General features: G+C 30.8%; 9 protein-coding genes. 8 read left to right on the forward strand and 1 reads right to left on the reverse strand.

The annotated features are described in order from the left end of the window. The first annotated feature begins 89 nt into the window (after positions 1–89). Positions 90–1,961: a tetratricopeptide repeat protein gene (locus AQ1685_RS00110; protein ID WP_095068707.1), complete on the forward strand. Its 1,872-nt coding sequence runs from the start codon at positions 90–92 to the stop codon at positions 1,959–1,961. Here the strand turns inward: AQ1685_RS00110 and AQ1685_RS00115 are convergent. Next, positions 1,958–2,392 (reverse strand): tellurite resistance TerB family protein, encoded by a 435-nt coding sequence (locus tag AQ1685_RS00115; RefSeq protein ID WP_095068708.1) that lies wholly within the window; start codon positions 2,390–2,392, stop codon positions 1,958–1,960. The genes AQ1685_RS00110 and AQ1685_RS00115 overlap by 4 nt on opposite strands. A 168-nt stretch (positions 2,393–2,560) precedes the next feature. On the opposite strand from AQ1685_RS00115, the gene AQ1685_RS00120 reads away from it, so the two are divergent. From AQ1685_RS00120 to AQ1685_RS00150, 7 genes are all read left to right on the forward strand, one after another. Continuing rightward, positions 2,561–3,556: an alpha/beta hydrolase gene (locus tag AQ1685_RS00120; protein WP_095068709.1), complete on the forward strand. Its 996-nt coding sequence runs from the start codon at positions 2,561–2,563 to the stop codon at positions 3,554–3,556. 197 nt (positions 3,557–3,753) lie between these two features. Further along, complete coding sequence (locus AQ1685_RS00125; RefSeq protein ID WP_095068710.1) at positions 3,754–4,317, forward strand: hypothetical protein; 564 nt, start codon at positions 3,754–3,756, stop codon at positions 4,315–4,317. Positions 4,318–4,568: 251 nt separating this feature from the next. Then, positions 4,569–5,177, forward strand: coding sequence for a hypothetical protein (locus AQ1685_RS00130; protein WP_095068711.1), 609 nt, complete (start codon positions 4,569–4,571; stop codon positions 5,175–5,177). Between the two features lie 32 nt (positions 5,178–5,209). Continuing rightward, the gene (locus AQ1685_RS00135; RefSeq protein ID WP_095068712.1) at positions 5,210–5,806 is read left to right on the forward strand and encodes a methyltransferase domain-containing protein; all 597 of its coding nucleotides are present in this window, start codon (positions 5,210–5,212) and stop codon (positions 5,804–5,806) included. Positions 5,807–6,758: 952 nt separating this feature from the next. Next, entirely contained in the window at positions 6,759–7,751 is a 993-nt protein-coding gene (locus tag AQ1685_RS00140) for a hypothetical protein (protein ID WP_095068713.1), read from the forward strand. 203 nt (positions 7,752–7,954) lie between these two features. Continuing rightward, entirely contained in the window at positions 7,955–11,356 is a 3,402-nt protein-coding gene (mfd, locus tag AQ1685_RS00145) for a transcription-repair coupling factor (protein ID WP_095068714.1), read from the forward strand. A 156-nt stretch (positions 11,357–11,512) separates the two neighbouring features. Beyond that, positions 11,513–12,844 carry a TlpA family protein disulfide reductase gene (locus tag AQ1685_RS00150; protein WP_095068715.1) on the forward strand — a complete coding sequence of 444 codons (1,332 nt, stop codon included), beginning with the start codon at positions 11,513–11,515 and terminating at the stop codon, positions 12,842–12,844. The last annotated feature ends 75 nt before the right edge of the window (positions 12,845–12,919 follow it).

The raw sequence follows: 12,919 nt of genomic DNA on the forward strand, positions 1-12,919 counted from the left end.
TTATTGTTACCTTTTAATGATTTCCTTTTTTAATAAGCGCAAAACACTAGTTTTACCAACATAAATGAACATGATAATGATTATTTACAATGAAAACATTGGCTCTAAGCTTTAGTGTTGTTTTTATTATATTTTACTTCAAAAAAGTAACAGCTCAAAATAAGCAAATAGTAGATAGTTTACTGCAAATTGTGAATACGAAAACTACAGATACTACTTTAATAAAAGCTTATAATGATTTAGGTATTCAATATGCAAGTGCAAATCATTTGAAAGCAAAAAAGTTTATAAAAAAAGCGTTACAAATTGCTAATAAAATCAAATCTCCTAGAGGAATTGCTGGATCGAATAACTGTTTGGGAATTGTTCATTATTATGAAAAAGAATACGATTCGGCGTTAGTATATTTTAAAAAAGCACTGTCTATCAATCAACAAATAGATCATTTATGGGGACAAGCCTCTGCTTTACACCAAATTGGAGCAGTACAAAATTTTCAAAGTAATTATTTTGAGGCTATTGAAAGTTTTAAAAAATCAGGGAGATTATTTTTAAAACTAAAAGACTCAGTTTCATACATAAAATCTATTGAAAATACTGGAGTTTCTTATCTTTTGATGCGGCACGATGAAAAAAGTTTAGCTCATTTATTTAAAGCAAGTACGCTATATGAACGTCGAAATAATATTTCAGGTTTGGGGCGTACCAATATTCAAATTAGTAACGTATTAATTCGTCAAAAAGAATATGTAAAAGCATTAGCGTTTTTAGAGAAAGCACTACCACAAATTATTCAAGGAGGCAATAAAATGCACTTACTAGTTTTATTGAAAAATAAAGGAATTGCTTTCAAAGGAATTAAACAGTTCGATAAAGCATTAGATTTGTATAATCAGGCATTAAAAATTGCACGAAGTATCAATCATAACAAAAGAGTCTATGCTTTACAGTCTCTTATAGGCGATTTGTATTATGAACAAGAACAATATCAAAAAGCAATAGATTTTCAAAAAATAGCTTTTAAAAATTATTCTAAATCAGATTATAAAGACAAAACCTGTACTAGTATTGGATTGGCAAATTCTTTTTTTAAGTTGAATAAATTAGATACTGCTACCTATTATGCAAAGGAAGCATTACTGTTATCTAAAAAAGCGATGCGTTTAGATTTAGAAAAAGATGCCGTAGAAGTGCTTGCAGTTATCGCAGAGCAAAAAAAAGACTCCGCTAAAGGGTTTGCTTATTATAAGCGAATATCGTTGCTTAAAGACTCTATAAATGCAATTGAAAAACAAAAACAAGCAAGAGAATTACAAGCAAAGTTTGAGTTTGATAAAAAAGAGAGAAAAATTAAAAAGCTTACCAAAATAAATCAGCAAGTAAAACAGAGGCATGTATTATTGATAATTGCCTTTTTTTTAGGAACTTTTCTGTTGTCTTATTTCGTATTTATTTTCCGAAGAAAAGAGCAGCAATCTTGCATAGAAAAATACTTTTTGAATAGAGAACTATTGAAAAAAGACAAAGAATTATTAGAAAAAAATAAAGAACTCACTTCAAACTCGCTACATCTAGCGAATAAAAACAAGGCATTAAAAACACTAAAAAAGGAAGTAGAAAGCATTAAATATGCAGAAGATCAAAATACTCAGTACAATTACCAAAAACTTATTCAAACAATCAATTTTAATATGACAGAAGATAAAGATTGGGATAATTTTAAAAAGTATTTTGAACAACTACATAAAGATTTTTATAGTATCATTAAAAATAAATATCCAACTGTAACTGCTAATGAACTAAGATTGATGGCTTTGTTAAAAATGAATTTATCAACCAAAGAAATAGCAGGAATTTTAAATATTACACAAGAAGGTGTAAGAAAAGCAAGGTATCGACTTCGAAAAAAACTGAAAATAGAGTCGAATACAATGCTTCTAGATATGGTTTTAAATATTTAAACAGCGTTTACTTTTTTAATAGCAGCTGTAAAATCATCCAAATCATTATCATTCATAACTAAATGCAGCGCTTCATCACAAACTTTTTCAATGTTATCTAATGGAAAACTTAAAGCAGTTGTTATTTTTCTCATCAGTACAACTTCATCTTTATCAACATTTCCATCAGCAAAAATCATTTTGGTTAAACGATATAAACGCTCAATACTTTCATCGTAACCAATTGGTGGATTTACAGGATAATCATCTGGGTTTTTAAGGATTTTTTGATATTCTTCTTCACTTATGTTTAATTTTTTAGCAGCTCTATTTAATAATTTTTGTTCACCTTCTGTAACTGTGTTATCAACTAATGCAATTTTAACCACACTAGCAAAGTGTCCCATTTCTTGTTTATGTTGACCACTTGCATATAAATCTGATATAGACATATTTTTTGATTTTTTTGTTATTATAAATTTAAATAATCCTACATGATTTTAGAAAAATAAATTGAGAAAAAGTCACTTTTTACACTGATAAATTTTCAATATCTTTAATGAAAGAGAAACAAATTAAACCTTTAGCAATCATTTTTGTCCTATAAATAAACCCTAATCATGAAGTACAAAATTTATATTCTTACTTTTTTTATTACGTTAATCTCTTGTAGTGAAAACAGCAGCGCAACAATTACTGAGCAAAATCAAGAAATTCCGTCAGTAAAAAAAGAAGAAACGTATGATGTAATTGTAACAAAAGATATTGTTTATGCAGAAGGATTAAGTCATACAACCATAAATGGCACAACAACCAGTACAAAACAATTAAAATTAGATGCTTACGTACCGAATAATTCAGATAAAAACAGACCAGCTATTGTATTAATTCATGGTGGAGGATTTTCATCTGGATCTAAAGAAGTTGGTTCTATGGTTTATTTAGCAAATTATTTTGCAGCCAGAGGTTGGGTTGCTTTTTCTATAAATTACAGATTAGAAGCAGATTTAGGAACTGTACCAGATGCATGGGTTCCTTTTGCACAAAATAATTTAGATCCGAGTTTGGTAGATCAATTTTTTGCTTTATATCCAGCCAGTAGAGATGCAAAAGCAGCGATACGTTGGTTGTATGCGAATGCTTCAAATTACAATATAAATACAGATTATATAACAGTTGGTGGAGGTTCTGCTGGAGCTGTAACCGCAACAATGTTAGGAGCAACGAATGCGGAAGATTATACTGAAGAAATCTCACTAGAGAAAGATCCAACGTTGGCAACAACAAATTTAGATCAGCCTACAAAAGTACATACGGTTTTAGATTTCTGGGGAAGCGGAATCACTGTTGAAATTTTAGATGATTTATATAACAGACAACGATTCGATACTACAGATGCGCCGATAATTATTATGCATGGGACCGAAGACTTAATCGTTTCATTTAGCGATGCGGAAAAACTAAAAAATAATTATGAAAATTCTGGAGTACCTTTTGAATTTTATCCACTAGAAGGAAAAGGACACAGCGTTTGGAATGCAACTGTAAATGGAAAAAGACTAGAAGTATTATCATTCGATTTTATAGTAGAACAACAAAAGCTTAAAATAGAATAGTAATTTAAAAAAGGTTCATAACCAATAAAAATAATGCTCAATTTTTAAAGATAGATTAAAATTTTAGTAATAAAACTTTAGTAATCTGTTAAGCTAACTTTATGAATATTACACAATTATCACTATTTTGAAATGGTGGTTTTTCAGAATTGATTTTAGGTAAATTCACAGCAAATTAACCTCAAATCATTAAGTTCATGAAAACTTTCAAATTATGTATGGCGGCTTTGGCAGTTGTATTATTCAATAGCTGCCAAAACGAAGAAACTGTAGCAACAGAAACAGTACCAACAAGTAATCAAAATCAGCAATTTGTAAATGTTATTGATGTTTCAAATACTCCAGAAGTACAACAATTAGCTAAAGAATTAAAAGAAGGAAAAAAAATACAAGCAAATGCAATTTCTCAAAGAATTGTAAACTGTACTTTAGATAGTGATATTGGTTGTGGTAGCGATACTGCTTTAGAAATTGAAGAGTATGTAAATACTTCTAACTGTATCAATTTTTCACAAGGAACATTAATTTTTCCTCCACAAGCACAGCAATTTACTTTCGATTATTCTTACTACATCGATGGTGATTCAGATATTAATTTAGATAGATATCAGTTCCAATTTGATGCGCATATTGCAGAAATCGAGCGTCAAGTTGAGCCATTAAAAATAGCTTTTATTCAAGCAGATGCACAAAACGGATGTTTCAACGAAAGAGGTTGGAACGTAGACCAAGTTGTGTACACCGTAATCTTAGGAAATTAAGCTACCGAATTTAAGAATTAAGTATATAAAAATGCCGATGGTGAAAACTGTCGGTATTTTTTTAGTTATTGTAAAATTTTTTGAATATCCGTTTTAGTCATATTGCTTTTTTTACGTCATTCCGAATTTATTTTGGAATCTCATAGTTTAAGTAACCAGATGTTGATGATGGGAATCTGAAACAGGTTTAGATTGACGTTAGTTATTATTTAATATTACAGATAATCATTTATTTTTTGAATATTGCAACAATGAAAAATAAGAATTTACAAGGAAAATGGTTGATAAGAGATATTAGTCATAATAATGGGAAAAAGGGCTTTCCAGGTTTTCAACTCATTGAAATAGAAGAAGAAAAAGTGATTTTTCATAGGGATTTTTCACTAAAAAAGCCAGAATTACAACTTAAATTAGGTAATTTATGTTTTTTGAACTCAAAAGATGAAATTGCTCATGAATTTACAATAGTAAATGAAAATCAAATCATAATATATTTTGAAGGCACAAGTAATGATATAGAAGTTACTTTTGAGTGTAATTTCGATAGGCTAGTACCTACAAAAACACACCTAAAAATTGAAGAGATAGAGTCTTTTGTTTACAAAATAAAAGTTGAAAATAGTGAAGAAGAATTCATTTTCAATAAAGAACTAAGTGATAAAGAAATCTTAGAATTACAAAAGATAAAAGAAGGTAAAAAGTACAGAATAGAGCGAATAGATCAAACTTTATTTATTTCATCATATTTTCAAGGTAAGAGAAGAGTTCCGTATCCTATCAAAGAAGTAACAGAAGACTTAGTAAAATTATATCCTTTTCCAATATTAGGAAAAGAATTTGTAGGCTACAGAAAACACTAAAAAGTTGTATTTTTAAGTTAAATATATACAATTTGAGTACAACAAAAGATTACTGGTCGCAACGCTATATTGAAGAAAGAACGGGTTGGGATTTAGGCGCAGCTTCCCTCCCATTACAAACGTATTTCGATCAATTAACCAACAAAGATTTACAGATTCTAATTCCTGGAGCAGGAAACTCTTATGAAGCAGAATATTTATATAAAAACGGATTTTCAAATGTTGAGGTTTTAGACATTGCCAACGAACCTTTACAAGCATTTGCAGAACGAAATCCTGATTTCCCTAAAAACCAACTTCTAGAAGCCGATTTTTTCGAGATTGAAGGTCAATATGATTTAATTATTGAACAAACATTTTTTTGTTCATTCCCTCCACTTCCAGAAACTCGAAAAGCCTACGCAAAAAAGATGCACGAGTTATTAAAACCAAACGGAAAATTAGTTGGTTTATGGTTTGATATTCCACTAACTGGAGATTTAGAAAAGCGTCCATTTGGCGGTGATAAAGAAGAATATTTGAGTTATTTCTCTGAATATTTTGAAGTCTTATCTTTTGAAAAAAGTTACAACTCTGTTCCAGCCAGAAAAGACATAGAGTTATTCGGGATTTTTCGGGTTAAAAAGTAATTATAACGTGCCTTCGAGAGCCTCAGGCACCGATGTTTATTTTTTACGAGTGTTCCCTGAGCGTATTCTGAGTTATATCGAAGAAAATCGAAGGGAATCCGAAGCAATCTATTTCATTTTTTCAGTTTCTCATAGCGTTGAATTCATTTGTACTTTCCTTGATGAGATTCCGAAACAAGTTCGGAATGACGTCTGTTTTGAAACAATTTTATCAACGAAGTTCGCTAATAGTTTTGCAGAGTTTTATAAGTGTCAACGAAGTTCGTTGATAGCTTCGTAGAGTTTTGAAATCACTAGCGAATGTCGCTTATAACTTCGTAATATTTCAGAGCTAACAGCGAGTATCGCTGATAATTTTGTAGTGTTTTGAAATGATCATGAAACTCTCTTAATATTTTTTTCTATTCATAACGTTTGAAATAGAAGTGTTTACTGTGGAACATTTCTCTCGTCAAGCTGAATTTATTTCAGCTTCTCATATGGTTTTGATAATATTTCGAGTATTGCATAAAAATTGTGCGTGCCTTCGAGAGCCTCAGGCACCGTTATTTTTATAGAAAGTGTTCCCTGAGCGTATTCTGAGTTATATCGAAGAAAATCGAAGGGAATCCGAAGCAATTCATTTCAGCTTCTCATCATAGTTAGATTCTAATAATCTGATTATTAATGATAAAAAACAAAATAACACCAACAAAATATTGATCATTGTTAACTGATCACCGATCACTGACCAAAAAAGGGTGTTTTTCCCCTATGCTACAAGTAAACAACCCTAAAAAATTTTATTTTCTTTAGCAACTGAAAAAAGATAAAGAAATAGAACTATCCTCCTATTCCTTCGTTTTTTTTATTGATACCTAAATTAAAATATTAATAATTACGGAATACTTCAAGATTTTCAGTTTTTATAACATTTTTTATTTGGTAAAAATTTAACTTTTATTTAACCACTATGAGTAATATTCAAGAACAAAAAACAAATCTTGTTAAGACTGTTGATTTAGATCATTTTAAATCAATTTATTATTTACTTAATGCTAAACCTGATTCACAAATAAGGCTTCTCAAGGACGATAAAAAGTTAAATTATGAAGATTTAATTGAACTAAATAGTTCAATAATAACAAAATTAAAAACAGAAGATTTACAAACATCAATAACTACTATTACTATAGTTTTTAAAAGTAAAAAGGTCAGTACTTATAATAGCTGGGCAGAGTTTGAGAGAACAAATTTTGGTATTTCTGATCAAACGTTAAGTATATCGTTAAATTGGGATATTAATATTAAACTACCTGAACACGATTTACCTCAAAGACATACACTTAAAGTAAGATTAGGGTCTCCTGTAAGGCCTAATGAAATTTTTCAATTAATGTTAACAAGTGATAATGATGAAGAGCTTATGGAAATAACTTCAAATGGTGTTTGTAAAGTTGATTTCATTAATGCTATTATTGCTAATGAATTATTAATGATAGTTGAAGATTGGTATTCTTCACTAAGAAATAACATTCAAAAAAATAGAATAATAAGATTTGGTGAAAAATATAGCAGACACATAGGTTTATTTATAGAAGCTATTATACCAATCTCAATAATCGTCTTAAGTTATAATTTACTTTCAAGACAAATTATTAAAGTGGTTGATTGGAATTCAAATAAAATCAATGATGTCTTATTTATGCTTACAATATCCATTATTTTAATATTTGTATCATCAATTATATCCAAATTAGTTAGTAATAGAATATTTGGTAAATTGAAAAGTTTTATTGGTCATTCTATGTTTGAACTCACTAAAGGAGACAGAAATTCAATAGACGAAATCAACAGGATCAATGATAAAAACAAAACAGGTGTTATAACACAATTTATTATAGCAATGGTTGTTACAATTATAAGCCTATTTATAGGTAAGATGGTAGATTATTTTTTGCAATAATTAAATCTAAACATTAATAAAAAAAGCAATCTAAGTTATCGATAAACAGATTCCTTCATTGTTATCTTCGACTAAGCTCAGATACCAACTTGGAATGACGTTTTAAACTTTTCAACCCGCATACATATTTAACCTTTTATCTTTATTCTTAGGACTTTTTACTTTAGACTCAATTAAAGTATCTTTGCTCAAAATTTTTACCGTTGAGTAAGCAAACCATTGTAAACTACTACCAAAATGCTACAAAGGTAGCTTTGGTACAACAAGCCTTACAACAAGAAAAAAACCACTTTCAATTATCGAATTTGGTCGGCTCTTCGTTGTCTTTTGTGATATCCGAAACTTTTAAAACTGCCGATAAACCTTTTCTATTTATTTGTAACGATAAAGAAGAAGCGGCATACTATTTAAACGACCTTGAACAATTATTGGGAGAAAAAAACGTACTGTTTTATCCCGGTTCGTATCGTCGTCCGTATCAAATCGAAGAAACTGACAACGCCAATGTATTGTTACGATCGGAAGTGCTGAACCGTATCAATTCACGTAAAAAACCAGCGATAATTGTTACCTATCCTACTGCCCTATTCGAAAAAGTAGTAACGAAGAAAGAATTAGAAAAAAACACACTCAAGGTAAACCAAGGTGAAAACTTATCTCTCGATTTTATCAATGAAGTCTTGTTCGAATACAATTTCAATCGTGTAGATTTTGTTACCGAACCTGGTGAGTTTTCAGTGCGTGGAGGAATTGTAGATGTGTTTTCATTTTCAAATGACGAACCGTATCGAATCGAATTTTTTGGAGATGAAGTAGACAGTATCCGAACATTTGATGTAGAAACACAACTGTCGAAAGAAAAACTCACTAAAGTGAGTATTATGCCAAATGTAGAAAACAAGGCATTACAAGAATCACGAGAAAGCTTTTTAAAATATATTTCACCAAAAACGGTATTGCTGATTAAAAACCAGGATTTACTTACTGGAAATCTCGATAAATTTTTCCGCAAAGCGGAAGTAGAATTTGAAAAACTGTCGGAAGACATCAAACATTCAAAACCATCAGAATTGTTCTGCGACGGAACATTGATTAAAAATCAATTGCAAGATTTTACTGTGGCTTATTTGGATAAGCGTCATGCTGAACTTGTTTCAGCATCTCATTCAGATAAAAGTGCTGCTCACTCAGGTGAGACCCTGAAACAAGTTCAGGGTGACGGTAAGATTTCATTCTCAGTCCGTTCACAACCATCGTTTAATAAACAGTTCGATTTATTAATCGAAGATCTAAACGTTCATCATTCCAAAGGATATACCAACTATATTTTCTGTGCCAATGAAAAACAAGCGCAGCGTTTCCAAGATATTTTTGAAGATGCCGATGTTGAGGTACATTACGAAACCGTAGTTTTTCCTATTTATCAAGGATTTATCGATGAAGATCAGAAAATAGTTTGCTATACCGATCATCAAATTTTTGAACGTTACCATAAGTTCCGACTGAAAAATGGTTACGCCAAAAAACAATCGATTACACTAAAAGAATTAACCAATTTAGAAAAAGGCGATTATGTAACACATATCGATCATGGAGTTGGAAAATTCGCAGGATTACAAAAAATCGATGTTGAAGGAAAGAAACAAGAAGCGATTAAATTAATTTATGGCGATCGCGATATTTTGTATGTGAGTATTCACTCGTTACACAAAATTTCTAAATTCAACGGAAAAGATGGAAAATCACCAAAGATTTTTAAACTAGGATCGAATGCGTGGAAGAAAATCAAGCAAAAAACGAAAACTCGAGTTAAAGAAATCGCCTTTAACCTAATAAAACTTTATGCAAAGCGTAAATTAGAAAAAGGACACGCTTTTGGTCCAGATACGCACATGCAACACGAGTTAGAAGCGAGTTTTTTATATGAAGATACACCAGATCAGTTTTCTGCAACGCAAGATGTAAAAGCCGATATGGAAAAAGACCAACCAATGGATCGTTTAGTTTGTGGTGACGTTGGTTTCGGAAAAACAGAAGTTGCGATTCGTGCCGCTTTTAAAGCTGTAGACAATGGAAAACAAGTTGCCGTATTAGTTCCTACTACAATTTTAGCGTTTCAGCATTTTAAGACGTTTTCTGAGCGTTTAAAACAATTTCCTGTACAAATAGATTACTTAAACCGTTTTCGTACCGCAAAACAGAAAAAAGGCGTTTTAGAAGGTGTTGCTGATGGATCTGTAGACATTGTGATTGGAACACATCAATTAACGAACAAAAATGTACAGTTTAAAGATTTAGGTTTATTAATTATTGATGAAGAACAGAAATTCGGAGTTGCTGCAAAAGATAAATTAAAAACCATTAAGGAAAATGTAGATACATTAACCTTAACAGCAACGCCAATTCCGCGTACGTTACAATTCAGTTTAATGGCTGCGCGTGATTTATCAGTCATAAAAACACCACCACCAAACCGTCATCCGGTAGAAACGAATGTGGTTCGTTTGTCAGAAGATATCATGCGTGATGCGATTTCCTACGAAATTTCACGTGGAGGTCAGGTTTTCTTTATTCATAATAGAATCGAGAATATTAAAGAAGTTGCCGGAATGTTACAACGTTTGGTTCCTTCAGCAAAAATTGGAATCGGACATGGACAAATGGAAGGGAAAAAGCTAGAGGAATTAATGCTGGCTTTTATGAACGGAGAGTTCGATGTTCTAGTGTCTACTACAATTATTGAAAGTGGATTGGATGTACCAAATGCCAACACGATTTTTATCAATAATGCTAATAACTTCGGATTGTCAGATTTACACCAAATGCGTGGTCGTGTAGGACGTTCCAACAAAAAAGCATTCTGTTATTTTATTACGCCACCGTATCACATGATGACGGAAGAAGCGCGTAAACGAATTCAGGCTTTAGAAATGTTTTCTGAATTAGGAAGCGGATTGAATATTGCCATGAAAGATTTAGAAATTCGTGGAGCAGGAGATTTATTAGGAGGTGAACAAAGCGGATTTATTAACGATATTGGTTTCGATACCTATCAGAAAATTCTGAAGGAAGCGATTGAAGAACTGAAGGAAAATGAATTTAAAGATTTATATCCTGTTGATGAAAATGCTGGTCCGAAAGAATATGTAAAAGAAGTTCAAATCGATACTGATTTTGAGATTTTATTCCCAGATGATTACGTGAATTCTATCACAGAACGTTTGAATTTATACAAACAATTAGGCGAATTAGAATCGGAAGAAGCGTTACAAGTTTTTGAAACCAATTTAATTGATCGATTTGGTGAATATCCAACTCAAGTTCAAGATTTGTTAGATTCTGTTCGTATCAAATGGTTAGCAAAATCATTAGGATTAGAGAAAATCATTCTTAAACAAAAACGTATGATCGGATATTTTGTATCTGATCAGCAAAGTGATTTCTACAATACTGATGCTTTTACGAAAATGTTGATGTACGTTAAGCACAACTCCAAAAGCTGTGTGATGAAAGAAAAGCAAACTAAAAATGGTTTACGATTATTAATCACATTTATTAAGATTGACACGGTTAAAAAAGCGTTAGAAACCTTGCAGAAAGTATAATACATAAACAGGTACCCGAGGTACTTGAAGGTACCTGTTTTTATTCCTTGTATAGCGAAAAACTTAGTCGAACGCAGTACTTGAAATTTGTTATAAATACCTGAAAAAAAAGAATATGTACATTTGTCGTCAAATTCAAAAAATAAAAGAGTGAAGATGAGAAAAATAGTTGCAATTTTAATCGTAACAATTTTTACAACACCAATATTTGGTCAGTCGATTTATGGAAACGCAAAAAATGCTTCAAAAGATGTAACCCTTTCATTAAGAAATATTCATAAAAGAACGATAAAAAAAATACCGATTCAAGAAACCAAGTTTAATACTGGAGATCTTGGAGGATTAGATGGTTATTTTTTACTTATAAAAAACAGTAATTCAACTTATATCTATTTAAAACCTGAATTTAATTTAGAAGTAAATTTTGATGCAAAAGATTTTAATAAGACAGTCAGTTTTTCAGGGAAAGGAGCTAAGGTTAATAACTATCTGCTAGCCAAGAAAAAACTATTAAAAGAACGTTGGAAAGACACAGAAAGTTTTTACAATAGTGGGGAAAAGAACTTTTTATCTAAAGTTAGAGCGATTCATAAAGAGTTACAAAGTTTGGTATCTCAATTAGATGACGAGGATTTTAAAAAGCACGAATTGGAAAATTTGAAATATAATTATCTGAACGATATTTTTTATTATCCGCATGCGGTAAAATACAGAACAGGAACTGAACCAAAACTAAGTTCTGATGTTACTAGTGAATTAAAAGATGTGTTTTACGACGACGCAACACTTTATAGTATTTATCCATCTTACAGGAATTTAGCATCTAGTAAATGGAAGAAAGAATTAAAAAAAGCGACGAGTTTTAAGGAAATGGAAGCTTCTTTCAGAAAAATTAAAACCAATCAAATTTTTGTAGATGTAATTGTAGATGCGTTATATCGAATTTCAGATACACCAGAAAAGTCGAAGTTTTATTATGAGTTGATTAGAAAGTATGTTCCTAATCAAGAATTTGTTAGTAAGGCAAGAAAAAAATACAATAAGGTAAAATCTACTGCAATAGGAAAAAAGGCTCCTGGATTTACTTTTGAAGATAAAGATGGAAACAAAGTATCCTTAAAAGATTTTAAAGGGAAATATGTGTTTATTGATATTTGGGCAACATGGTGTACTCCATGTTTAAAAGAAGTACCACATTTAAAAAAGCTAGCAACACAATATCAAGATAAAAACATCGTTTTTGTAGGAATTTCGGTAGATGAAAAGACAGAATACGACCTTTGGAAAAAGATGTTAAACGAAAAGGAATTAAATGGGGTTCAGTTGTTTGCAGACAATGCTTTCGATTCTGAGTTTGTGAGTGATTTTGGTGTAAGTTCTATTCCACGTTTAATTTTAATTTCACCTGAAGGAAAAATTGTAGAAAGTCATTTAAGTAAACCATCTCAAGAAAAAACAAAACAGCTTTTAAATAAGCTTTTAAAATAACCACAGATTTTAAGTATAATTTAGGCATATTTATTGCTTAAGAAAAAGAGAAATGATTTAATTTGTAGCGGTGTA

This window comes from Tenacibaculum jejuense (assembly GCF_900198195.1).
Classification (GTDB): Bacteria; Bacteroidota; Bacteroidia; order Flavobacteriales; family Flavobacteriaceae; genus Polaribacter; species Polaribacter jejuensis.

What these genes read in the sequence shown, in the direction of transcription:
- AQ1685_RS00130 (WP_095068711.1), top strand. Translation starts at nt 4,569, where the DNA reads ATGAAAAATAAGAATTTACAAGGAAAATGGTTGATAAGAGATATTAGT.
- AQ1685_RS00110 (WP_095068707.1), top strand. Translation starts at nt 90, where the DNA reads ATGAAAACATTGGCTCTAAGCTTTAGTGTTGTTTTTATTATATTTTAC.
- AQ1685_RS00120 (WP_095068709.1), top strand. Translation starts at nt 2,561, where the DNA reads ATGAAGTACAAAATTTATATTCTTACTTTTTTTATTACGTTAATCTCT.
- AQ1685_RS00115 (WP_095068708.1), bottom strand. Translation starts at nt 2,392, where the DNA reads ATGTCTATATCAGATTTATATGCAAGTGGTCAACATAAACAAGAAATG.
- AQ1685_RS00125 (WP_095068710.1), top strand. Translation starts at nt 3,754, where the DNA reads ATGAAAACTTTCAAATTATGTATGGCGGCTTTGGCAGTTGTATTATTC.
- AQ1685_RS00150 (WP_095068715.1), top strand. Translation starts at nt 11,513, where the DNA reads ATGAGAAAAATAGTTGCAATTTTAATCGTAACAATTTTTACAACACCA.
- AQ1685_RS00140 (WP_095068713.1), top strand. Translation starts at nt 6,759, where the DNA reads ATGAGTAATATTCAAGAACAAAAAACAAATCTTGTTAAGACTGTTGAT.